The organism is Jiangella muralis (assembly GCF_001270745.1).
Classification (GTDB): domain Bacteria; phylum Actinomycetota; class Actinomycetes; order Jiangellales; family Jiangellaceae; genus Jiangella; species Jiangella muralis.
This window is the reverse complement of sequence record NZ_KQ434754.1, coordinates 354013-376111: the sequence shown is the minus strand read 5'-3', so window position 1 is coordinate 376111 and position 22099 is coordinate 354013. Positions and strand designations below refer to the sequence as shown.

At 73.3% G+C, this 22099-nt stretch carries 22 protein-coding genes; 14 read left to right on the top strand and 8 right to left on the bottom strand.

From position 1 onward, the window contains the following. Positions 1-267: 267 nt before the first annotated feature. The gene (locus tag ACW62_RS09960) at positions 268-2229 is read right to left on the bottom strand and encodes a LysM peptidoglycan-binding domain-containing protein (RefSeq protein ID WP_157574591.1); all 1962 of its coding nucleotides are present in this window, start codon (positions 2227-2229) and stop codon (positions 268-270) included. Between the two features lie 254 nt (positions 2230-2483). Between ACW62_RS09960 and ACW62_RS09955 the strand changes: the two genes are divergently transcribed. The 9 genes from ACW62_RS09955 to ACW62_RS09915 all read left to right on the top strand — a co-directional run bounded on the left by ACW62_RS09955 (position 2484) and on the right by ACW62_RS09915 (position 9724). After that, on the top strand, positions 2484-3269 hold the full coding sequence (locus ACW62_RS09955) for a hypothetical protein (protein WP_053203933.1): 786 nt from the start codon (positions 2484-2486) through the stop codon (positions 3267-3269). Positions 3270-3303: 34 nt separating this feature from the next. Then, positions 3304-4005, top strand: a complete 702-nt coding sequence (locus tag ACW62_RS09950; protein ID WP_053203932.1) for an SAF domain-containing protein — start codon at positions 3304-3306, stop codon at positions 4003-4005. Further along, positions 4002-4826 carry a hypothetical protein gene (locus ACW62_RS09945; RefSeq protein WP_053203931.1) on the top strand — a complete coding sequence of 275 codons (825 nt, stop codon included), beginning with the start codon at positions 4002-4004 and terminating at the stop codon, positions 4824-4826. The genes ACW62_RS09950 and ACW62_RS09945 overlap by 4 nt, the downstream gene beginning before the upstream one ends. After that, a complete protein-coding gene (locus ACW62_RS09940; RefSeq protein ID WP_053203930.1) occupies positions 4823-6418 on the top strand; it encodes a TadA family conjugal transfer-associated ATPase in 1596 nt (531 codons plus the stop codon). The genes ACW62_RS09945 and ACW62_RS09940 overlap by 4 nt, the downstream gene beginning before the upstream one ends. Beyond that, a complete protein-coding gene (locus ACW62_RS09935; RefSeq protein ID WP_053203929.1) occupies positions 6415-7284 on the top strand; it encodes a type II secretion system F family protein in 870 nt (289 codons plus the stop codon). Before ACW62_RS09940 ends, ACW62_RS09935 begins: the two co-directional genes overlap by 4 nt. After that, positions 7281-8291, top strand: coding sequence for a type II secretion system F family protein (locus ACW62_RS09930; protein WP_053203928.1), 1011 nt, complete (start codon positions 7281-7283; stop codon positions 8289-8291). The genes ACW62_RS09935 and ACW62_RS09930 overlap by 4 nt, the downstream gene beginning before the upstream one ends. A 5-nt stretch (positions 8292-8296) precedes the next feature. Beyond that, positions 8297-8671, top strand: a complete 375-nt coding sequence (locus tag ACW62_RS09925) for a TadE/TadG family type IV pilus assembly protein (protein WP_169792025.1) — start codon at positions 8297-8299, stop codon at positions 8669-8671. A gap of 197 nt (positions 8672-8868) precedes the next feature. Beyond that, entirely contained in the window at positions 8869-9285 is a 417-nt protein-coding gene (locus ACW62_RS09920) for a TadE/TadG family type IV pilus assembly protein (protein ID WP_053203926.1), read from the top strand. A 4-nt stretch (positions 9286-9289) separates the two neighbouring features. Then, complete coding sequence (locus ACW62_RS09915; RefSeq protein WP_053203925.1) at positions 9290-9724, top strand: pilus assembly protein TadG-related protein; 435 nt, start codon at positions 9290-9292, stop codon at positions 9722-9724. On the opposite strand, the gene ACW62_RS09910 is transcribed toward ACW62_RS09915, so the two are convergent. Next, complete coding sequence (locus tag ACW62_RS09910; protein WP_053203924.1) at positions 9688-10050, bottom strand: MmcQ/YjbR family DNA-binding protein; 363 nt, start codon at positions 10048-10050, stop codon at positions 9688-9690. The genes ACW62_RS09915 and ACW62_RS09910 overlap by 37 nt on opposite strands. Continuing rightward, a complete protein-coding gene (locus ACW62_RS09905) occupies positions 10044-10274 on the bottom strand; it encodes a hypothetical protein (protein ID WP_053203923.1) in 231 nt (76 codons plus the stop codon). Before ACW62_RS09905 ends, ACW62_RS09910 begins: the two co-directional genes overlap by 7 nt. 287 nt (positions 10275-10561) lie before the next feature. Here ACW62_RS09905 and ACW62_RS09900 point away from each other — a divergent pair, with 287 nt between their 5' ends. Together ACW62_RS09900 and ACW62_RS09895 are read left to right on the top strand one after the other, a co-directional pair. Further along, positions 10562-11272: a TetR/AcrR family transcriptional regulator gene (locus ACW62_RS09900; RefSeq protein ID WP_053203922.1), complete on the top strand. Its 711-nt coding sequence runs from the start codon at positions 10562-10564 to the stop codon at positions 11270-11272. Between the two features lie 293 nt (positions 11273-11565). Continuing rightward, positions 11566-12228: a hypothetical protein gene (locus tag ACW62_RS09895; RefSeq protein ID WP_157574587.1), complete on the top strand. Its 663-nt coding sequence runs from the start codon at positions 11566-11568 to the stop codon at positions 12226-12228. A gap of 274 nt (positions 12229-12502) precedes the next feature. Here ACW62_RS09895 and ACW62_RS35170 read toward each other — a convergent pair whose 3' ends face one another. Beyond that, positions 12503-14200, bottom strand: a complete 1698-nt coding sequence (locus ACW62_RS35170; protein WP_205629252.1) for a DUF2786 domain-containing protein — start codon at positions 14198-14200, stop codon at positions 12503-12505. A gap of 161 nt (positions 14201-14361) precedes the next feature. Here ACW62_RS35170 and ACW62_RS09880 point away from each other — a divergent pair, with 161 nt between their 5' ends. After that, the gene (locus tag ACW62_RS09880) at positions 14362-15177 is read left to right on the top strand and encodes an alpha/beta fold hydrolase (protein ID WP_169792024.1); all 816 of its coding nucleotides are present in this window, start codon (positions 14362-14364) and stop codon (positions 15175-15177) included. A 238-nt stretch (positions 15178-15415) separates the two neighbouring features. On the opposite strand, the gene ACW62_RS09875 is transcribed toward ACW62_RS09880, so the two are convergent. The 3 genes from ACW62_RS09875 to ACW62_RS09865 all read right to left on the bottom strand — a co-directional run bounded on the left by ACW62_RS09875 (position 15416) and on the right by ACW62_RS09865 (position 18116). Further along, positions 15416-16024 (bottom strand): TetR/AcrR family transcriptional regulator, encoded by a 609-nt coding sequence (locus ACW62_RS09875; RefSeq protein WP_053203917.1) that lies wholly within the window; start codon positions 16022-16024, stop codon positions 15416-15418. Between the two features lie 71 nt (positions 16025-16095). Then, a complete protein-coding gene (locus ACW62_RS09870; RefSeq protein ID WP_053203916.1) occupies positions 16096-17139 on the bottom strand; it encodes a GNAT family N-acetyltransferase in 1044 nt (347 codons plus the stop codon). 68 nt (positions 17140-17207) lie between these two features. Continuing rightward, positions 17208-18116, bottom strand: a complete 909-nt coding sequence (locus ACW62_RS09865; protein WP_157574583.1) for a CAP domain-containing protein — start codon at positions 18114-18116, stop codon at positions 17208-17210. A 280-nt stretch (positions 18117-18396) separates the two neighbouring features. On the opposite strand from ACW62_RS09865, the gene ACW62_RS09860 reads away from it, so the two are divergent. Both ACW62_RS09860 and ACW62_RS09855 read left to right on the top strand, forming a co-directional pair. Then, the gene (locus ACW62_RS09860) at positions 18397-18834 is read left to right on the top strand and encodes a (deoxy)nucleoside triphosphate pyrophosphohydrolase (protein WP_157574581.1); all 438 of its coding nucleotides are present in this window, start codon (positions 18397-18399) and stop codon (positions 18832-18834) included. Positions 18835-18877: 43 nt separating this feature from the next. Beyond that, positions 18878-19561, top strand: a complete 684-nt coding sequence (locus tag ACW62_RS09855; RefSeq protein ID WP_053203913.1) for a DUF1707 SHOCT-like domain-containing protein — start codon at positions 18878-18880, stop codon at positions 19559-19561. Positions 19562-19877: 316 nt separating this feature from the next. On the opposite strand, the gene ACW62_RS09850 is transcribed toward ACW62_RS09855, so the two are convergent. Then, positions 19878-22097 carry an Ig-like domain-containing protein gene (locus ACW62_RS09850; RefSeq protein ID WP_053203912.1) on the bottom strand — a complete coding sequence of 740 codons (2220 nt, stop codon included), beginning with the start codon at positions 22095-22097 and terminating at the stop codon, positions 19878-19880. Between the last annotated feature and the right edge of the window lie 2 nt (positions 22098-22099).

Genomic DNA, 22099 nt, shown 5'->3' with positions numbered 1-22099 from the left:
CCGCCATCACCGTGGTCCCCGCCACGGCTGCTGTCCCCGCCGTCCTCGCCGCGAACGCCCTTCCCGCCACGGCCCACGTTCTCGCCGCGAACGCCCTTCCCGCCCCGGCGCACGTTCTCGCTGCCGTCGCCCGCCGACGCACGGCCGGCCGGCGCACGGGTCGAACCATCGCCGCCGGCCGCCGGTGCACCGTCCCGGGCCGGGCCACCCCTCGCCCACCCGTCACCAGCCGCGACCTCGGCCAACGGCACGCCGTCATCCCCCGGGTCAGGCCGTTCCGCGTCGGCGGCGGTTCAGCAACCGGACGAATCGGCCGCGGGTCTCCTCGTCCAGGAGCTGCGGCCGGATCGGCACCCCGAGCGGATCGAGAATCGCCGTCGGCCGCTCCGGCGGCCCGTCCAGCCGCAACACCCACGTCGCGCCGCCGGAGTGCGGGACGTAGCCGCGCAGGCGATGACCACGCGACGGCGGACCGGCGGGCTCGCCGCTGCCGACCACCGCCGCGACCGCCACGCGTGGCGCCGTGACGATCAGCGCCTCGAGCCGATCCCACTGGTCGGCCGGCAGCGGCTCCGCGATCACCACGATCTCCGGCGTCCACGTGGCGTCGGCGACCTGCGTGACGCGGGCCGCACCGAGGCCGCTGACACCGGCCGTGGCCAGCAGCAACCGGTCGTCGGCGATCCGCACCGTGAGCTCGTCCAGCAGCCGCCCCACGTCAGTCACGTGCCGGACCCGGCCGGTGTCGAGGAGGTCGAGGTCGGCCAACGCCGGCGCCCCGACGACGGTGACCCGCAGGTCGTCGGCCCACGCGCTGGTGGCCAGCTCCGCGGCGACCGCCGTCAGCGCCGACCGCACCAGCTCCGCCCGGCCATCGACCACGAGCGCGCCGACCTGCTCGAGGTCGAGCAGCACCAGCGCGTCGTCGTGGTCGTGCCCGAGCGTGACGAGGCTCGGGTACGGCGCCGGCACGTCCGCGTCCTCACCGGCCGCCTCGTCGAGCGGCACCGTCCACACACCACCGTGCGCGGTGCCGGCGAACGGTGGCGGCAACTCGGCCGGTGCGGCGAGGTAAAGCTCGAGAGTGCGCCTGGTCAGCCGGACAGCGCGCAACGGCGGCAACCCACGCCCGATCCGTGCAAGCCGGGCGGACAGCCCACGCAGCACCCGGTCGACCACCTCGACGGCGACGGGATCGGCGGCCTGCCGCAGCTCGGTCTCGGCCCGCTGGTCGGCTTCGCTGCCCCCGCCGAGTCGCCTACCCGGACGTCGATGCCGCTGCTCACGGACCCTTCGGGTTGCCAGCACCCCGACGAGCGCCGCCGCCAGCACCGCGCCGACCCCGCCCGCCGTCCGCACGAACTCGCCGTCGTCCTCGGCCGCAACCCCCGACGCCCAACCGCCCGCCGTCCGCAGCCCGCCGCCGTCATCAGCCTCAACCCCCGACGATGGACCGGTCCCGACCTCCGCGCCGACCGGGTCAGCTCCAGTGGCCGCCGGCCGGCCCGGACCCACACCACCGCCGCTCGTCCGTTCCGGCGCCATCGCCGCGTCAGCGCCGTCGGCCGGCGGGCCGCCGGTATCGGGCAGCTCGCCGCGCGTGGCCGGCAGCGTGAGCCTCCACCCCGGCACGATGAGATCGGCATCGACGAGCCGCCGCCCGTCGGGCTGCACCGTCGCCGACGACGCCGCCACGATCTCCGGATACCGCTCCGGATCACCGAGCCGAGCGCCCGCGATGTCCCACAACGTGTCGCCGTCGACGACGACGTGCGTGCCGGCGGGTAGCGCTCCGAGCAGGTCGGTGGTGACCGGCGGCGCCGGATCCCAGGGCACCGGCACACCCGACTCGGCGGACGCGACCTGACCACCCGCGCCGACCGTTGCCACCGCCGCGACCAAGCCGGCGACGAGTCGCTGCTGCGCACGGAGCCCGGGCACTCGCGGCGCCGGCCGGCCACGGATCGCCGCGGGGACCTCCACGACGAGGCTGAGCACGAACGTGCCCCAGCCCAGCCAGCCGGCGGCAACCAGCAGCGCCAGGAACAGCGCGCCGTCGTCCGGGCGGACGGCAGCGGCACGGACGTCCGCCGGCGAGGGCCACTCGCCGGGCAGCGGTGAGCCGCCGGCGGCCCACAGGACCGCCGGCACACCCAGGGTCAGGGCCGCAAGACCGAGCAGTGCCGCCAGGCCACGCGGCACGGCACGCGGTGTCGACGAAGCGATCACGTGCAACTCCCCTCCAGCTCACCCGTCTGCTGTCTATGGGTGCGCTCGGGCCGGCAAATGTGACAGCCGGGGACGGACAAAGCCTTCCAGGATGCACCAGATGTCGCGGTCGTGCACGCGGAATCCAGCAGTCGACGAAAAACGGGCAACCGCTCGACCCGGCTCAACGAGCGTTAGGGCTAACTTCCGGGCTAACCGCCCGGGCTGAACTTCTGCGTGTCATCACCCCTCCGATCCGCGTTGGGAGCCCGCTGGTGAACACGCTCGCCATCCCTGACCGCCCGTCCGTTCTCGTCACCGACCAACTCAATGCCGAATGGCGCCGGCTCGGCGCTCGCCCCATCCCGAAGCGCTGGCCGCTGCCCGCCCTCGCCGACTGCACGGTGCTGGCCGACGCCGCCGACGTCATCGGGCGCACACGCCGAGATCAACCGGCCGTCGCCGACGATCTGCTGATCGGCTTGCTCGACCAACGCACCGAGCGCGACGACCACCTCGCCGGCCGCCTCGTCCTCCAAGTCATGCTCGGACGCGCCATCCGGCTCGCCCGCCGGGCCCACCGGTTCGGCGCGGGCGGGGTCCGCGGCGACCTCCCGCAGCTCACCGGCGCCGCCGTGGCAGCGCTGTGGCACGCCATCGCGACCTACCCGGTCGACAGACGGCGGCACAAGGTGTCGGTGAACCTCTGCATGGACGCCCTGCGGTACTTCAAGGTGTCGCTGGCCGACGACGCGCCCGACCTCGTCGACGCCACCGTCCTCGACACCGCCGAGCCGCTGTTCCACCCGGCCCCCGCGCCGGTCGTCGAGGTGTTCGCCACGCTGACCTGGGGCATCAGTAAGGAGATCATCACCGCCGACGACGCCGAACTGCTGGTACGCGTCTACTGCCCGCTGCCCGGTCAGCACGGCGGCGCACATCTCGTCGCCAGCGAACTCGGGCTGTCCCCCGGCGCCGTCCGGCAGCGCTGCAGCCGGGCGATCCAGCGGCTCTCCACCGCCGTCCAGGACCGCGGGCCGGCGCTGACCACGGGGGCCTGACCAGCCGGGACCCACCGCGACGAGAGGAGACACCATGGCGAAGTCCATCCGGCCCGACGCCACCGACGACCCGTTCGGCCAGCCGCTCGACGCTGGGTTCGACCCTCCAGGCCCGCCAGTGCGCCGATATCGGCGGCGGCCCGCGCTCATCGGGATGGGTGTCGGTCTGCTGGCCACGTGCGGCGCGGGCGCGGCGTACCTGGCGCAGTCGTCAGGCGACACCGTTCCGGTGCTGGCGGTCACCGACACCGTGTACCGGGGCGAGGTGCTCGACGCCGCCCGGCTCACCACGGCGCGAGCGGCGCCCGATCCTGCGGTGCGGCCGGTCGCGGCGAGCCGGCTCCCTGACGTCGTCGGGCAGCGGGCCAGCACCGACCTGCCGGCCGGCACGCTGCTGACCGACGCCGCACTCACCGCGGCCGAGGTGCCGGCGACCGGTCAGAGCGTGGTGGGCGTCGCGGTCACCGAGGCGCAGTTGCCGCAGTCCGATCTCGTCCCCGGCGACCACGTGCGCGTCTTCGGCACCCCGAGCCTCGGCGACGCGCCACCGTCCGAGCCACCCCGGTCGGTTGCCGCCACGGTGGTCAGCGTCTCCGCCGTGCTCGACTCCGGCCACGTGGTGGTCGACGTCGTGGTCGCCGACGAGATCGCCGGCACGCTGGTCGCGAAGGCCGCCACCGGGCGGGTCGCCATCGTGCTCGACGCCGCCGACGCGCAGGGTGGTGACGACCGATGACGGTGCTCGCGTTCACCTCGGTTCGCGGCGCACCCGGCGTCACCACCACCACGCTGGTCGCCGCGTTGACCTGGCCCCGTCCGGTCCTGCTGGTCGAGGCCGACGTCGCCGGGAGCAGCAGCATCAAGGCGGGTCACCTGCGCGGCGAGGCCGACCACGAGCGCGGCCTCATCAACCTCGCGCTCGCCCATCGCAACGGCGCGCTGAGCCTCAGCACGTTGGGCGGGCAGACCATCGCCCTCACCGACGACGGCACACGCCTCGCCCTCCCCGGGCTGGCCACGAAGGCGCAGGCCGCGAGCCTCACCGACGACTTCTGGGCCACGCTCGCCTCCCTGCTGCGCGGCGTCACGCAGCACGGCATCGACGTCCTCGTCGACGGCGGACGGTTCGGCATGCGACACGGCCCCGACCCGCTGCTACGCACGGCCGACCTCCTCGCTGTGGTGTGCCGCACCAGCCTCGACGACCTCGTCGCCGTGCGCGCGAACGCCGACCAGCTTCCCGACGGCGGCGGCGACGCCGCGCTCGATCGGCGCGGACTCCTGCTCGTCGGCGCGGGCCGGCCGCACCGAGCCGGCGAGGCGGCCGAGGCCACGACGCTGCCGGTCTGGGGCGGCGTCGACTGGGATCCCACCGCGGCTGAGCGCATCAACGGCCGCGAGCGCCTGCGCACCAGTCTGTCGAGGCTGATGTCGTCGCGCCTGATCCGTTCCGGGCGGGGCGCGGTCGCGGAGTTGCTCGCCGCCCACGACCGACGCCGCCGCATCCTCGACGTCGCCCTCGAGACGACCGTGCTCAGCGGGAAGGGGGTCCGATGAGCGACCCGCAGATCACCGCGTTGCCGATCTTCGCGCCACCGCCCGATGCCACGGCCGCCGGCACCGGCCCGCCGCGGCGCGGCGTCCGTGCGGCGCTCGCCGCGCTGCCGCTGGCCACCCCGCGCGGCGAGCCCGACCTCGACTGGGCGCTGGTCCGCGCGTTCCGTCAGCAGGCAGCCGCGCGGCTGTCCGATCAGGTCGACGAGACCACGACGGAAGCCGGGCGCCGTGCCACCGGCCGCGAGATCATCGCCCAGCTCCTCGACGAGCATGTCCGGCAGACGGTCACCACCGGCGGCGCCACCGTCGGCGTCGACCACCAGACCGTCCTCGCCCAGGCGATCTTCGACGCCCTCTTCGGCCTGGGCCGGCTGCAACCGCTCGTCGACGATCCCGCCGTCGAGAACATCGAGGTCTACGGGGCAGAGCCGGTGGTCGTCATCGACGGCGACGGCCGCATCAGCCGGCGGCCACCGGTCGTCGAATCCGAGGACGAGCTGATCGACCTCCTCACGTTCCTCGCCTCGCGCGGCGGGAGCAGCGAGCGGACGTTCTCGACGGCCAGCCCGAGCCTCCATCTGCACCTGCACGGCGGGCACCGGCTGGCGGCGTCGGGGTGGACGACGCACCAGCCGGTCGTGGTGATCCGTCGCCACCGGCTGGTCGACATCGACCTCGACGACCTCGCCCAGCGCGGCACGCTGACGGCCCAGGCGGCGGCGTTCCTACGGGCGGCCGTCCGGTCACGTCGCAGCATCGTCGTGTCCGGCTCGATGGGCGCCGGCAAGACCACGCTGACCAGAGCTTTGGCCAACGAGATCGACCCCGAGGAGAAGCTCGGCACCATCGAGACCGAGTACGAGCTCGGCCTGCACCACCTGCGCGAGCGGCATCGGCGCATCATCGCCTGGGAGGCCCGCCCCGGCAGCGGCGAACGCGGGCCCGACGGACGCGCCGTCGGCGAGATCACCCTCGACGACCTCGTCTACGACGCGCTCCGCATGAACCTCGACCGCCTCATCGTCGGCGAGGTACGCGGCCGCGAGGTGCTGCCGATGTTCAAGGCCATGCAGGCCGGCGCCGGATCCCTCTCGACCATCCACGCCCACTCCGCCCGCGCGTCGATAGAACGCCTGGTCACCTGCGCCATGGAGGCTGGTCACCGCGTCTCCGCCGAGTTCGCCTACCGCCAGATCGCCCAGCATGTCGACCTCGTCGTCCACGTCGAGACCCGCACCAGCCCCGCCGACGGGCGACGCCGGAGGCTGGTCACCGAGATCATCGCGCTCGAGCCGGGCGAGCACGGACTGCCGGCCATCACCGACGTGTTCCGCATCGGCCCCGGCGGCGGGTTGCGGCCCGACTCCACTCCGTCCTGGCTGACCGGCCTGCCGCCGGCCGAGTCCGAGTGGGGTGCCGGCCCGCCGGCCGAAACGGCCGCCCGCCCACCGGCCGGAATGGGGACCAGCCCTCCGACGGCCGCCGCACCGCGCGACCGCCCACCACCCGACGGTGAAAGCCGCGGCGGAGAGGCTCCGCGTCCACAGCCACGCATGGCGCTGCCCACCAGGCGAACTGGAGGCCGGTCATGAGGCCGGCCGTCGCCGCCATCACAGCGGTCGCCGGGCTAGGTGGGCTGGCCGCCGCCGGGTTCGGTTTGGTCAGAGCGCCGTACGATCCCGCGGCGCCGCGCCGCGCCGTCCTCGCCCGCTGCACCACCACGCTCCGCGGCGCCACCCCGGCCGCCCGCCGCGCCCGTCGCCGCCTCGCCGCGGCCGGCGTCGTCGGGCTCCTGGTCTGGCTGGTCACGGGCTGGTTGCTGGCCGTCGCGCTCATCCCGGCAGCCGTGTGGGGGCTACCGGTGTTACTGCAGACCTCATCGGTGAAGGCCGACATCGCTCGGCTGGAGGCCATGAGCGACTGGGCGCAGAACCTCGCGACCGTGCTCGGGGTCGGCGTCGGCATCGAGCAGGCCGTCGCCGGCAGCCTGGTCACCGCACCCGAGCCCATCCGGCCGCAGGTCGCCCGCCTCGTGGCGCGGCTGCGGGCCCGCTGGGACACCGAGACGGCCCTGCGCACCTTCGCCGACGACCTCGACGACGCCACCGGCGATCTCCTCTCCGCGGCGCTGATCCTCGGCGCCCGTCGTCGCGGCAACCAGCTCAGCAGCGTCCTCGACGGCCTGGCCGCCGCGGTGCGAGACGACGTCCGCGCCCGGCGGAGCATCGACGCCGAGCAGGCGCGCGGCCGCACGACGGCCCGGCTCGTCACGGCGATCAGCGCAGGTGGGCTCGGCCTCATGCTGGTCACGCCGTACGCCGATCCGTATCGCGCCGGCTCCGGCCAGCTGCTGCTCATCGGCCTGCTGACCGGCTACATCGGCTGCCTGGTGTGGATGCGCCGCATCACTGCCACGCCGCGGCAGCCACGGATTCTCGTCGCCGACGGTGTGCCATGACGACGACTCAGCTGGCGGTCCTGCTCGGGCTGGGAGCGGGGGCCGGGCTCCTGGTGATCCTCCACGAACTGGTCGGGCGAGTGGGACGGCTGCCGCATCCGGTGTTCACGGCGCGGCGGCTCACCGACACAGCCGGTCCCGGCGCTGTGCTCGCCAGCGTCGCCGGGTCGACCGCAGGCGCAGGGACGGCCGGCCTCCGCCATCCAGCCGGCGTCACCGACATGACCAGCGTCACCGGAACGACCGGCCTCGCCCATGCGGCCGGCGTCGATGGTCGCGGGCTGGCGGGCCGGGTGGGCCGCGTGGTCCTGCGGCGTGCCGCCGGGTCGTCGCTGCTGCAGGTGCCGTACCGCGACCTCGCCCTGCTCCGGCGCAGCGTGGCGCACTTCCTCGGCGAGCGCGCCATCTGCGCGGCCGTCGGACTCGTGCTGCCGACGGCGGCCTCCGCGGCGTTGACGATCAGCGGCGCCCGGCTCCCGTTCGTCGTACCGGCGATGACCGGCCTGGTCGCGGCCGCTCTGCTGTCGTACCTGCCGCTCTACACGGTCGCCGACCTCGCCCGCGCCAAACGTGCGGAGTTCCGGCGGGCCATGTCCACCTACGTCGACCTCGTCGCCCTCGAACGCGCGGCCGGGTCCGGTGCCACGCAGTCGCTGGAGTCGGCGGCCCGCATCGGCGAGTCGTGGGCATTCCAGCGTGTGCGCGACGAACTGGCGCACGCCCGCTGGGCCGGTGTCCCGGCCTGGGAGGCGCTGCGGACGGTGGGCCGCGAGCTCCGGCTGCCCGAACTGACCGATACCGGCGACGTCATGCGCATGTCCGCCCGCGACGGCGCCACCGTCTACGACGTGCTCCGCACCCGGGCGTCGGCCATGCGCAGCGAGTTGCTCACCAGCGATCAAGCGCGCGCCGGTTCTCGCACGGAGCGGGCGACGGCGCCGCTGGCCGCCACGGCGGTCGTGTTCATGCTGCTCCTTGCCGCCCCTGTCGCCATGCGGATCGGGTGATCACCGTGACCCGAACCTCCGAACGCGGCTCGACCACCCTCGAGACAGTCGTCCTCTGGCCGGCGGTGTTCCTGCTGATCTTCGGCATCGTGCACGCCGGCCTCTGGTTCCACGCCCGCAACGTCGCGCTGTCGGCGGCGCGCGAGGGCGCCCGGGCGGCCAGTCTGGACGACGGCAGCGGCGGCGCGGCGCGGGCGGCAGCCTTCCTCGCCTCGACCACCGACGGTTCCGTCATGCGGGTCGGCGACATCAGCGAGGCCGCCAACGCCGACACCGTCACGGTCACCGTCACCGGCTCGTCGACCACCCTCATCCCCGGCTGGCGCGTCGACGTCAGCCAGTCGGCCACCGCCCCCATCCGGCGATGGAGCGCCCCATGACCCCGCCCACGACTCCGCCCGACCACGACGCGCCGCGCCGGTCCGGATGCCGCCCGGCAGATCGGCCCGGCCACCGCACGCCCCGCCGGTCGAAGCGCCGCCCAGCAGACCGACACGACCACGGCACACTCAGCCAGTCCCGACACAACCCGGCAGACCGGCCCGGCCACCGCGCCCCCCGCCGGTCGAAGCGCCGCTTGGCAGGCCGGCCCGACCGCGGTTCGGCCACACTCGAACTCGCCGTCCTCGCTCCCGGCCTGCTGCTCCTCATCGCACTGATCGCGTTGGCCGGCCGGTACGCGGTCGCCGACGGCGCGGTCGACCAGGCCGCCGCCGAGGCCGCGCGGGCCGCCTCGCTGCAGCGCACCCCGTCAGCCGGGCTCGACGCCGCAACCGAGGTCGCCCGCGCGGCGCTGGCCGATCAAGGGCTCGCGTGCCTGCGCACCGAGATCGACGTCGACGTGGCCGGATTGCGCGCGCCACCCGGCCAGCGCGGCAGCGTCACCGTCACCGTCCATTGCCCGCTGCGGGTCGCGGATCTGCCGCTGCACGTCCCCACCATCACCCTCACGGCGACCGCCGTCAGCCCCGTCGACACCTATCGAGAGAGGTGAGCGCATGCGCCGCCCGCATGACCAGACCGGCAGCTTCACCCTGATCTTCGCCGTCGTGACCATCGCGCTGCTGGCGATGGCCGGACTCGTCCACGACGGCCGACGTCAGCTGACCGCGCAGCAGCGGGCCGATGCCGTCGCCGCCGAGGCGGCCAGGGCGGCAGGCCAGGAGATCGACGGGTCGACGCTGATCGGTTCGCCCGGTCTCGACCGTGCCCGGGCGGTCGCCGCGGCCCGAGATCACCTCGCGGCCGCCGGCATCAGCGGCACCGTCACGCTCGACGGCAGCACCATCGTGGTGCGCACCGACGCGACCGAACCGGCTGCCATCCTGCCGCTGGTCGGCATCACGACGCTGGAAGCGACCGGCGAGGCCAGCATCGAGATCGTCACCGGGCTGAGTCACACCGGTGGGGTCTCCGTGCCGAACTCGTCGTAAGCGGCAGCGACCTTCTTCGGCACGCACATGCGCCAGGCGTCGGTCACCAACTCGCGCATCTCGTCCTCGTCGATGGCCGCCAGCCGCACGCGTACCCACTGAAACCGCTCGTCCGACTTCAACGGAGGGAGGAACTTCGACGGATCCGACGCGACGAGGTCGTCCCGCTCGTCCCTGGGATAGCCGAAGCCCATGATCGTCTCGTCAGGCGAGATCGCCGCATACACGATGCTCCGGATGCGGAACTTGACGCTGTCGCGGACCAGGCCTTCGGTGGTCCGGGGCAGCGAGAGCGCGTGCCGCCGCACGTCGTCGATCGTCACCATGCGTCCGATTGTGCCGCGCGGGTCCGACAGCATCGAGATGTCAGCCGGGCGGCCGGGCGCAGGGCCGCCGCGTACCAGGCGACGGTCTCGGCCAGGGCGCCGGCAAGCAGCGTCGGCCGCACCCGGAACGTCCGCTCGAACACGCCGGACGCTTCGGCCGCGGCGAGAACCGGCCCCTGGATGCGTGGCAGCACCTCGATCTGCTGCTCGTACGGCGAGTTCACGCGGTGGTAGACGACGGCGGCTCCAGCGACGGCGTCCGCATCAGCCTGGGGATCGCGGACGTCAGCGGCGTGCGGCTGAACCGCGTCCAGCTGGATGGTGCCACGGCGATCGACGGTCCGGGACGGTGTGGCCGCGGCACAACAGCTCCTCGGCGTGCGTCGTCCCGGCCGAGCCGGTGCCCAGCACGACGTGCGGTTCCGCTGTCATGGCTCCCCGGTTATGCTATGTAACCTCTAGTTAGAGGCTGTAACCCAGGTCAGGGTGTCTATCGGCAACAGGAGGGCACGTGGGCGAGGTCGTCGAGCGCCGCAAGCGCTACCGCGAGCAGGTCCGCGACGAGATCAAGCAGGTCGCGCTCGCCCAGATCGCCCGCGATGGCGCCGCCGCGCTGACGCTGACCGGCGTGGCCAAGGAGATCGGCGTCTCCGGACCGGCGCTCTACAAGTACTTCGCCGGGCGCGACGACCTGCTTGCCGAGCTGATCATCGACAGCTACGCCTCGCTCGCCGACGCTCTCAGCGCCGCCGCGTCGATGTCTGCCGAGTCGCCCGCCCGGGCTCGGCTGCACGCCGTCGCGCATGCCTACCGCGACTGGGCGGTCGCGCAGCCGCACCGATTTCTGCTGCTGGCAGGCACGCCCGTGCCGCGATACGAGGCGCCGGCCGACACCGTCGACAAGGCCCGGGCGGTGCTCGCTCCGCTGCTGGAAATCCTGGCCACCGGCGACTCCTGGCCGCGAGCCGACGTGTTGCGCTCCGAACTCGCGGCGTGGATCGCCGACGTGCCCGCCGTCGCCGACTGGGTCCGCGACGGCCTCGGCCCGGCCGCGACGGCGGCGCCGGACGTCGCGCTCGCGGGCGTGGTGACGGCGTGGGTGCGGCTGCACGGCGTCGTCGGCATCGAGGCCGTCGGCCTGTTCAACGGCATGGGCCTGCAGCCGTCCACCGTCCTCGCTCAGGAGATGGACGCCCTCGCCGACGCTGTTGGCCTGGGCTAACGCCGCGCCCATCAAAATCGATCACAGAAATTTCACCGCCGCTGTCACATTCGGCCTCACGAAAGCACCCATAGAAGGTGAGGCGCGTCGACAGATTGGGGTGAACGGACATGGCCGGAACCGACACTCCTGACATCGGCGCGCCTCACCCCAGTGCGCCGGTGCGGCCGCCGCGGAGGGTCTTGCCGCCCGGCCCGGCGACCGCACCGGACGACGGCGGCTGGACCAGGCTGGCAGCGTTCCGCGATCCGGCGGAGCGACATCGACGGCTCGAGCGCTCGCTCTGGCTGCTGGTGGTGGCGGCCGCGTTGGCCGGGGTGGTAGTCATCGGCGCGATCCTCACCTCCGGCCCGTCCTCCGAGGCCATCCTGCCGCCCGGCACCGGCGGCACAATCGGCGGTTCGCTCAGCGACGGCGATACCTCCAGCCTGGTCGCCACACCGGGCGGCACCGACGACCATGTACCGCCGTTGCAGGCGGACGACGACGCGCCGCCGAAGACCGACGCCGCCCCGTCGAGTGACGGCGACGTATCAGCGGACCACAGTGACGCGCCACCGAACGAGGACGACGCGCCGGCCGGCAACGGCGACGCGCACACAAGCGACGATCTGGCGGAGACCGACGGTGGGCCGCCGCCAGGCTGGTCCGAGGCGGCGCGCGGCTTCGGACTCGCGTTCACCCGCACCGGAGTCGGCCACGACGCATGGTTCACGACGATGTCGTCGTGGCTCACGCCCGAGCAGGCCGCCGCGTATCGCGACGTGCCGATCGAGGCGATCCCCATCGGCAACCTCGTCCGCGTCGACGTGGCTGACCCCGCCCCAGCGGTGCATGCCCTGGGCACTCTGACCTACGACACCGGCATGGTCCTGGCGGTCGGCCTCAGCTACCGCGCCGACGCCGGCAGTTGGCTCGTCGCCCGCGTCGAACTCGCCGACGCGGGAGCGGGGTGATGCCCATGATGGAAGAGCGGCGCACCAGGACCTAGGAACAGGCGACTGGCGACGGGCGAGGAGTCCGCCAACGGCCAGGCCCGCGCCATACCGGACGAGAAGTCCACCAACGGCCTGCCCGCGCCCATGCCGGGCCAGGGCCAACCGACCCGTGCTAGCGCCGACGCTGTACGGCAATTGATCGATCGTCGGTGCTCCATCGATCGCCGCTGCTCCCAACGCCGGACCGGTGACGGAGGTGCGCGACGACGCAGTGGGCGGGGCGTTCGGTGGCTCAGGTCGGCCGGTGATGACGAACCGCACGCCGCTCGGTGGTGAGCACGGCGCGGTCGGCAGCGCTGCGCCCGGCGCCCCAGCCGGCCGCGTTGCCGGCCGAGAACGAGCGACGGGCGGTAGCGGCGCTGAACAGCGACTCGAAGAGTGTGTCCACGGCGCGGGCCCGATCAGCGAAGACGGGGACGAGGTCGGTGCCGGCGGCCGCGGCGGTCTGGGCGGCGGTGTCGCGGAGTCGCTCGCCGATGCGGGTCGCGTACGACAGCAGGAACGAGTGCCGGAACGATCGGGTGCGCGACGTGCCGAGGTGGGTGTACTGGGGCCCGGTCGCCAACATGGCGCGGGCGGCCTGCACCAGCAGCGACGTCGACAGCACCTCCACCACATCGAGGTCGAGACCGGTCCCGAGGACCGTGACGAAGCCGAGCTTCTCGCTGGAGACCGTCCGGCAGTGGTTCGCCGAACCGACCTCCGCCACGAGCAACGTCTTCGGCCCGAGATACGGCGCATCCAGCCAGATCCGACGCGCCGACGCGACCGCCGTGCGGCGCTCCGGCGTGACGGCATCGGCGAGTGCCTCCTCGATGGCGTATCGGCTCATCAGCTCCTGCGCCTTCGCCGACAACGCCTCTGCCTCCTCCGGATACGGCGTCGACTCGGCCTTGGCCAGCAGCGCCCGCACCCGGCCCAGCACCTTCTCCGGCGACGGACGCCGACGACCGGCCGTACTGTTGCCAGCGCCAACGCCGCCGAGACCGGTCGACTCACTGGTGCTGCCGGAAGATGACCCGCCACCCGCGTCACCGCCAACGCGAGCGCCAGTGCCGCCAGCGCCGCTGCCGGAAGCACCGCCGGCTTCGCCAGTCGACCTGCCAGCGCTGCCGGAAGCCGACCCGCCAACGCCGCCGAACGCGCCGCCAACGCCAGCGCCTGTGCCGGACGCACCGCCGGTGCCGGACGCACCGCGGGCGCCGCCGGTCGACCCGCCAGCGCTGCCGGAAGTCGACCCGCGCGCGCCGCCGTCCGTGCGAGCCGAACCGGGTGCGTGACTGCCGCCGCGCGGCCGCCCACCCGGCCCGTTGGGTGCGGCGCCACCGCGGGCCGAGCCGTCGGCGGCAGGAGGGGTAACGGTCGCCTGGCCGGGCGGCGGGAGAATGACCTGCAATGCCGGCAACCGGAGTGCCAGCCCGACCCACTCCAGCGCCGCACCGATGAGCGCCAGTCGCGAGCTGCCGTGACGGTCGGGCCAGTTGGCCGGATACGGCTCCGCCGGGTCCCACCACGACTCCGCGCCGACCGAAGCCAACTGGGTCAGCCACAGCTGATGCGTCGTCGCAAGGGGATATTGGGCGGCGGCGTCGGCCATGGCGTCGACGACCACGGGCAGGGCGAGCGTCGTGGCCTGCCGCCGGGTGGCTTCGTAGAGGTCGACGGGGAGCCAGCCGGAGGCCCAGAGGCGTTCGACCTGGGCACGGAGGACCTGGACGAGTGCGGTGTCGACGAGCCGGGCGGGCGCGGCCGCCGAAATCGCCTCGACACCGGCCGCCACAGCGCCAGGCCCGCGACGCAGACCGTCGGCGGCGACGGAGAGCAGCCGATCGGCCACGGCGTCGGCGGTCACCGGGTGCCGCCGGTCGCCATCGTGCGGGAACACTGACCACCTCTCGTCAATCCGAAAAAGATCACCCGAACCGAGCATTCCGGCCCATCATCGCCCCTCGGTCCGACACAGTTGTCGTGCAAGCCCGGCCGCAGCCGAGGGGTGCCCACGAGATGGACGACGCTACCGAGGTCGTCGCGTGGTGTCATACCTTGCGTCAGGCCGTCTCGTCACCGACGACCGAACGGGAGATGCGTGCAATGACCAGTGGCCGAGTCCCGGTCCGCGACGGCGAACTGTTCTTCGACGAGCGGGGCGCCGGACATCCGCTGGTCCTGCTGCACAGCGGATCCCTCGACCACCGTATGTGGGACGGCCAGGTCGGGCCGTTCGTCCGCGCCGGCTACCGGGTCATCCGCTACGACGCCCGCGGGCACGGCCAGTCATCCACGCCGAAGTCCGACTTCGCGGCGTACGAGGACCTCCGCGAACTGCTCGCCCGGCTGGACGTGAACCGGGCGTCGCTGGTCGGGCTGTCGTATGGCGCGCGGACGGCGATCGACTTCGCGCTGGCGTACCCGAGCACCGTCGAGATGATGGTGCTGGCCAGCCCCGGCGTGAGCGGCATGCAGTTCACCGACCCGGCCATCCTCGCGCTCATGCAGCAGCAGGCCGAGGCGGCACAGGTCCGCGACGTCGACGGGTACGTGGAGTACTTCCTCCGCGCCTGGGTCGACGGCCCGCAGCGAACGCCCGACGCGGTCGACGCGGAACTGCGGGAGCGGTGCCGGAGGATGGCCCGCGACGTCATCGACGCGCACGCGGCGGGGACGGGGGCGCTGCGGGAACTGGGCGCGCTCGAACGACTCAGCGAACTGACGACGCCGCTGCTGGTGCTGGTCGGCGACCTCGACTCGTCCGACATCCACACGGTCGCCGGGCGCATCGAGGCCGAGGCGCAGTTCGCCGCCAGCGCCGTCGTCCCGGGGACCGGGCACACGCTGGCGATGGAGCAGCCGGCCGCGTTCAACGCCGCCGTGCTGACGTTCCTCGAACGGGCCCGGCTGGCCCGCTGACGAGGAACGGCCCGGCGAGAACGAGGGCCCGGGGACGCCGCACGCCGCGGTCGCGGGAGCGGGCGAGACGCGGCGGCAACACGGGCAGCCAGGCGAGCGCGAGCGTCCGCACCGCAGCGGGCCCGAGCCGAGCCGCGGCGACGGCAGGGCAGCGGGTCCAGGCCACCGCAACGCCACGGCAGGGTAGCGGGCGCACCGAGCCCCGCAGGTTACGGCGTCGACGAGGGCGACGAGCGGGTCATTCGACCAGGAGGCCGCGCGAGATGACGTCGAGGGCGCCGTTGACGATGGTGTGCAGCGAGTCGCGGTAGTCGGTGGCGTGCCAGTAGGCGATCGCCTCGAGGAAGGCAGAGATCAGGGCGGCGGTGACGACGCGCAGTTCGAGGCCCTCGGGGTCGCGGCCGGTGTGCCTGGCCATGGTGAGCCGCAGTTCGAGGGCCAGATCGTCGGCTTGGCGGTTCATGCCGGCGCGGACCGCGGGCTCTTCCATGATGTACGACATGCGGCGCCGGATGGTGCGCTCGTCCTGATCGAACATCGCGGCCGTGACGACGTTGGTGAGCACCTCGCGCAGCGCCGCGATCGGGTTCATGGCGGCCAGTTTGTCGTCGAAGGCGCGGAGCATGATCGGGTCGTACTCGTCCCAGAGGATGATCATCTCTTTGGTGCCGAAGTACCGGTAGATCGAGCTCGGCGACACCTCGGCCTCGGCGGCGATGCGCTCGATGGTGACGTGCGCGTAGCCGTCGCGGTCGAACAGGTCCAGCGCGACATTCTGGATGTGGCGCATCGCCTTGAGCTTCTTGCGCTCGCGCAGGCCCGGCGGGCGCGTCGTCGTTTCGGTCATCAGCGCCGATGGTAGCGCCGAAAACAGTCAACTGACAGTGGCTTGCAGTTCCGGCGACCGGAAGCGGCGGCTCAGATCTCCTTCGTCAGCAGGAGGCTGCCCTGCCGGCGCTCGTAGCCGAGGCGGGTGTAGACGCCGAGGGCGCCGCTCGGGTTGTCGGTGTCGACGTCGAGGCCGGCGTACTGCATGCCCCCGGCGGCGTAGGCCCGCATGGCGGCCGTGAGCAGCGCGCCGGCCAACCCACGGCCACGCCATTCGCGCCGGACGGAGACGAGGTCGGTCCAGCCCTCGGTGAACCCCTGCGGCTCCCAGTCCTGGTCGTACGCCCCGGACATGAGGTAGCCGGCGACCCGCCCGGTGCCCTCCTCGACGGCGACGAAGCTCCAGTCGGGCCGGAACTTCTCACCGCCGACGACGTCGAGAGCCCAGGCCTCGGCGTCGATGGGACTGGAGCCCCAGTGGTCGCGGGCGAACGACTCGTTGTGGGCGACCCGGATGTCGTCGTCGCGCTCCTTGGAGTACGGCTCGATGCGCAGGCCGCCGGGCACGTCGCCGGCCGGTAGGTCGACGCCGAGGTCGCGGCGCATGTCGACGTACCAGCGGATGGGCGTGAAGCCGGCCGCCTCGGCAAGCCGTCGCGCCTCGGTGTGCGGCTCGTCGAGGTAGACCCGGATGCGGGCCGGCAGGTTCACCGTCGCGGCGGCCAGCTGCTGCCGGGCGCGCGCCTCGGACCACGCGAGCAACGCCCGCCCGATGCCGCGTTGCCGGTAGTCGGGGTGCACCGCTCCGAACAGCACGGGTGCCTGGGTGCCCTCGGTGACCGGGCGGAACTCCACCCAGGTGTACGCGCGCACGTGACCGTTGGCGTCGAAGCCGGCGACGTTGTCGCGGGCGGGGTCGCGCCACGCGCCCTTGAACCTGTCGGTCAGTTCGGACTCCGCCGACCGCTCGTTCGCGTGGTCGTGGTCCTCGACCACCTCACACAGCGCGAGCCAGGCCGGGACGTCGCCGGGCGTCAGCGGCCGCCACGTCAGGCCGACGTCGGCGGGCAGCGGCGGCAGCTCGGCCGGCGCCGCAGCCCGGACGGCGAGCGGCTCGAGGTCGACGGTGTCCACGCTGCACACCGTAGGCGCCGGCCCGGCGCGGAGCGAACGAATTTCCGCGCCGGCGAAGCGACGAACGGTCAGTCGGTGCCGAGCATCAGCGTCCACCACGAGTTGAGCAGCCCGCGCTCCACGCCGAGGCCGACCGACGTGTACGAGCAGTCGAGCAGCCGGTCCAGCTCCTCGCCGTCCCAGTCGCGCACCACCTGCTGGGCGTTGCGCAGCCCGCGCGACAGGTTCTCGCCCACTGGCGCGGTGTAGCCCTCGGCGGCGGCGCGGTCCTCCGGCGTCTGACCGTCCGGGTTGACGTGCGAGTAGTAGATCCGGGCGCGCATGTCGGCGCTGTGCTCGCGGGCGGCGGTGGTGAGCCGCGGGTCGATCCGCAGGTCCGGGCAGCCGGCGTCGGCGCGCGCCTGCTCGGCGGACTCCAGCAGCTGCGCCTCGGACTTGGACAGGTCCAGCAGCGGCAGCTCGGGGTGGTGCGGCGTCGGCTCCTCGGTCGGCTGGTCCGGCGGCTGGATCGTCGGGTCGTTGCTGGGCGGCTCCTCGGACGGCTCGTCCGACGGCTCGGTCGAGGGCTCCTCGGACGGCTCGCCCGACGGCTCGTCGGTCGGCTCCGACGGGCGCGGCGTGTCGGGCTCGCGCGGCGGCGTCGTCGCGACGAGGTGGTCCTCGGAGTTCTCGGCGTCCTCGGCGTCCTGGCCGCTCGAATCGTCGCCCGAGCCACCCGACCCGTCGTCGGACTCGTCCGGGGACGGCGTCTCGGATCCGGACGGCGACGGCGTCTCGCCGGGCTCGGTGGGGCTGTCGGACGGCGTGGTGCCGGTGTCGGGATCGGGGGTCTCGCCGGTCGTGAAGTCGTCGACCGGTGCCCCGCCGTCAGCGCGCGCGTGCAGCACCGGCGGGCCGTCCGTGATCGCCAGGATCAGCCCGGCGATCGCCAGGGAGCCGACCAGCAGCACCACGCCGACCCGGGCCAGCAGAGGCACGTCACGGACGCGCCGTTGCCTGTATCGCGGCAGGTTCGAGCTCACGGGGGCAGATCCTTTCCACCCGGGGCCGGCCGCACGCACCAGATCCCGGTCATTTCGCTGAGAACCGACATTCCGTAGCCATCGGCCAGTTTTGTCCAGGAACCACCCGTCTCAAACATCGATCAAGGAAGCCGTCGTGAACAAGGACGGTCATGGAACGAGAGCGTCGAGGTCATACCGGTGAACACGCCATCCGAAGAAATTTGGAGCCGGACCGTCGGCGAAGATGTCTCGCATGAGCGAACAGCAGGGGCGGCTCGTCGTCGCGGCGGCGATCGTCGACGACCTCACGCGGCCGACGCGGCTGCTGGCGGCGCGGCGCAGCGATCCGCCGGAGCTGGCCGGCGGCTGGGAGTTCCCGGGCGGCAAGGTCGAGGCGGGCGAGCGGCCGCTGGACGCACTGCACCGCGAACTGCGCGAGGAACTCGGCATCGCCGTCGAGCTCGGCGTCGAGATCGCCGGGCCGCTGGACGGACGGTGGGCGCTGGGGCCGGGCCTGTCGATGCGGCTGTGGCTCGCGGTCGTCGCCGACGGCGTGCCGGCGCCGCTGGAGGACCACGACGCGCTGCGCTGGCTCGGTCCCGGCGAGTGGGCCGCAGTGCCGTGGCTGCCGGCCGACGTCGCCGTGGTGGAGGCGCTGATCGCGCGCTGCCCGTCGGCACGGGTCAACTGAGCGGTGGACGACGGCGCTGGCTCGCGGCATTAGCCTGGCCGGTATGACGACCCCGCCCGAACCGACCGACCAGCCGCCGGAGCCGCACGTCCTGCCCGGCGTCCGCGCCTCCGACGACGAGCGCGAGCAGGTCGTTCAGGCGTTGTCGGAGCACGCCACGACCGGCCGGCTCACGCTGGCCGAGCTCGAGGAGCGCATCGGGCTGGCCTACCGATCCGTCACCAGGGACGACCTCGCCCGGCTGACGGCGGACCTGCCGGGGTCGGGCGGGCTGCTGCCGGCGGCCAGCGCGAGTCCGGTCGTGCGCCGCGACTCCGGCCAGCGCCCCTCCACGACCAAGTGGATCGTCGCGTTCATGGGCGGGACGGAGAAGCGCGGCCGGTGGCGGGCGGCCGAGCGCATCAACGCGGTCGCCGTCATGGGCGGCCACGACATCGACCTGCGCCACGCCGAGCTCGACTCCGACGACACGACGATCGTCGCGATCACGGTCATGGGCGGCATCGATGTCTACGTGCCCGACACCATCGACGTCGAGGTCGGCGGTTTCTCGCTGATGGGCGGGACGGGCGAGCGCGGCAGCCGGCGGCCGGCTCGAGCGGGGGCGCCGCGGATCAAGATCCTCGCGTACAACCTCATGGGCGGCATCGACGTGTGGCGACTGCCGGAGGAGACCAAGGACCTGCCGCTGAAGCAGGCGAAGAAGGTGGCCAAGCGCGCGGAGTGACGGCGCGCGGCGCCAAGCCCCAGTGGGCACGGTGCCCGGACGGCGGCGGACCGCCCGTCGGTGGACATAAGGCGGCCCCGCAGGCCGGGCACGGACCTGCGGGGCCGGTCTATATCCGGGACAGCTCCCCCGTGGAAGCGCCCGTGGGCGAGCGCGGGAACCGAGGCGGTGGAGGACTACCTCGTGTCCTGCGCTGGCTCAAACACTAGGGAGCCCCGCTTTCAGATCGCTTTCATCACGCATTCACTGCTGGTCAGCACGGAAACGGCCCCGGTCCCCGCGGGTTGCGGGGGCCGGGGCCGCGGTCTGACTGACGTCAGGCGGTGGTGCCGTTGCGCCGGGCGCGGATCGCGATCGCGGCGCCGCCCAGGGCGAGCAGCGCGACGCCGACCACGATCATCCAGACGTTGGACGAACCGGTGTCGGGCAGCGCGTCGCCGTCCTCGTCGCCCTCGTCGTCGCCGGCTGCGACGGTGAAGGAGACCGAGGTCTCGGACGCGGTCAGCTCCGGGTCGCCGCCCTCGACGGCCGCGGAGGCGGTGAGCGTGTACTCGCCGTTCTCCAGGGCCTCGGCCGGGGTGAACGTCCAGGCGCCGTCCTCGCCGATCTCCAGCTCGCCGGCCCACTCGTCGGCGGCGGTCTGAGCCCGCTCCGACGACTCGGTGACGGTGCCTTCGATCGCCAGCGTCAGCTCGGCACCCGGGTACACGGTGCCGTTGAACGCGACGTCGCCGGTGACGGTGGCGCCGTCCTCCGGCTCGGCGATGGTGACCGCCGGCACGGTGATGCCGAGTCCGGCCACCGTGACGGTCTGGCTGTCGCCCTCGAAGGACTGCGTGACGGTGGCGTCGAACCGCTCGCCGACCGGCAGGTCCGCCGACGGGTCGATGGTCCAGCTGCCGTCGTCGCCGACGGTGGCCTCGCCGAACGTCTCGTCGCCGACGGTCAGGGTGACCGTGGCGCCGGGCTGGCCGGTGCCGGTGAAGCTCGGCCGGGCGTTGCCGGTGGTCTGGCCGTCGGTGGGCGACGCGACCGTGAGGGCCTCGGCCTGCACCTCGGTCGAGGTGAAGCTGCCCTCGGCGGTCTCAGACCGGGAGAAGTTGCCGTACGAGGCGGTGACCTCGTAGGTGTGCTCACCCGGGGCGAGGTCGTCGGTGACGGCGACGGAGAACGTGCCGTCGTCGTTGATGCGCCCCTCGTAGGTGTTCTCGCCGTCGACGACCACGCTGACCTTGTGGGTCGAGCGGGCGCCCTCGACGGTGCCGGTGAACGACGGCCGCGGGCCGGTCTCACCGCCGTCCTCGGGCGAGGTGACGACCGGGGTCGCGACGGCGACCGCCAGCTCCCACTCGGCGCCCAGCAGCGACAGCGCGTTGTACTGGCCGGTGGCCAGCGAGTAGCCGATGCTGAAGTCGCCGTCGCTGTTGGGCTCCTGCGCCGGGTTCCAGCTGTCGCAGTCGGTCCGGCCGTCGTGCGTCGAGCCGGAGTTCACGCCCAGGGCGTAGTTGCCGACGACGATCGAGCCGCCGCTGTCACCGCCCAGCATGCAGGCGTTGAAGATGAAGCCGGTGACGTCCTGCTCACCGACCGGCGTGCTCTGCACCGGGACCAGCACCTCGCCGCAGGTCCAGCCCGAGGTGGCGCCGGACTTGCAGGCCTGGGCGCCGGCGACGGCCTCGATCGGGCCGCGGATCGTGACCGAGGCGTCGTCGGGCGCGCCCGAGCCGCCACCCCAGCCGGCGACCTGCGGAACCCCGGTCCACTCGGAGTTGGTGATGTCGACCAGACCACCGTCGTGCTCGTTGCCGTAGTGGAACGCACCCGGCACGAACTCGCCGAGGTCGGGGCCGGGGAACTCCGCCGCCCAGTCCTCGGTGGCCCAGATCGGGGCGTCGAGCTCGATGTGGTGCACCGGGTAGGTGAACTGCTCGCCGGTGGCTTCGTCGACGCCGCAGTGGCCCGCGGTGAGGTACCGCGAGTTGCCGTCGGGGTCGTAGCCGCTGAACCCGACCGAGCAGCGGCTGAGGTCGTACGAGCCGGTCTCGTCGGGCTCGCTGATCTGGTAGGCGTAGCCGTAGCCGCCCTTGTGGTCGCGGGCCGGCTGGACCTCACGCTCGGTGTTCAGAGCGTCCAGCGGACCGACGACGACCTGGGCGCCGGTGGCTTCGACGGCAGCGGCGTCTGAGTCGCTGCCGACATTGATAGTGACGGTCTGGCCGTCGATCGAGGCGCCGAGAACGTCGACGCCCTGGTCGCGCAGCACGGTGGCAGCGTCGGAGGCGGCACGAGCCCGCTCGGCGTTGGCCAGGTACTGCTCGGGAGCGACGCCGAGATCGCGCTCGATCGCCTCTCGCAGAGTGGCCGGCAGCTGCGCTGCCAGCTCGATGAAGTCGTCGGCGGCGAAGGTCGGGACGGTCACCGGGATCTGGTCGTCGGCCTGGGCCACGGCGCTGGAGGCGAAGACGCCACCACTCACCACGGCCGAGGCGACGAGAACCCCGGCGAACCGTGCCGCGCCTCGCCGACGCGGCAGCATTG

Bases quoted from the DNA above. Each gene is read 5' to 3' on its own strand.
- ACW62_RS09930 (WP_053203928.1), top strand. From the start codon at position 7,281: ATGACGACGACTCAGCTGGCGGTCCTGCTCGGGCTGGGAGCGGGGGCC.
- ACW62_RS09880 (WP_169792024.1), top strand. From the start codon at position 14,362: ATGACCAGTGGCCGAGTCCCGGTCCGCGACGGCGAACTGTTCTTCGAC.
- ACW62_RS09950 (WP_053203932.1), top strand. From the start codon at position 3,304: ATGGCGAAGTCCATCCGGCCCGACGCCACCGACGACCCGTTCGGCCAG.
- ACW62_RS09915 (WP_053203925.1), top strand. From the start codon at position 9,290: ATGCGCCGCCCGCATGACCAGACCGGCAGCTTCACCCTGATCTTCGCC.
- ACW62_RS09860 (WP_157574581.1), top strand. From the start codon at position 18,397: ATGAGCGAACAGCAGGGGCGGCTCGTCGTCGCGGCGGCGATCGTCGAC.
- ACW62_RS09875 (WP_053203917.1), bottom strand. From the start codon at position 16,024: ATGACCGAAACGACGACGCGCCCGCCGGGCCTGCGCGAGCGCAAGAAG.
- ACW62_RS09850 (WP_053203912.1), bottom strand. From the start codon at position 22,097: ATGCTGCCGCGTCGGCGAGGCGCGGCACGGTTCGCCGGGGTTCTCGTC.
- ACW62_RS09855 (WP_053203913.1), top strand. From the start codon at position 18,878: ATGACGACCCCGCCCGAACCGACCGACCAGCCGCCGGAGCCGCACGTC.
- ACW62_RS35170 (WP_205629252.1), bottom strand. From the start codon at position 14,200: ATGCTCGGTTCGGGTGATCTTTTTCGGATTGACGAGAGGTGGTCAGTG.
- ACW62_RS09935 (WP_053203929.1), top strand. From the start codon at position 6,415: ATGAGGCCGGCCGTCGCCGCCATCACAGCGGTCGCCGGGCTAGGTGGG.
- ACW62_RS09945 (WP_053203931.1), top strand. From the start codon at position 4,002: ATGACGGTGCTCGCGTTCACCTCGGTTCGCGGCGCACCCGGCGTCACC.
- ACW62_RS09940 (WP_053203930.1), top strand. From the start codon at position 4,823: ATGAGCGACCCGCAGATCACCGCGTTGCCGATCTTCGCGCCACCGCCC.
- ACW62_RS09910 (WP_053203924.1), bottom strand. From the start codon at position 10,050: ATGGTGACGATCGACGACGTGCGGCGGCACGCGCTCTCGCTGCCCCGG.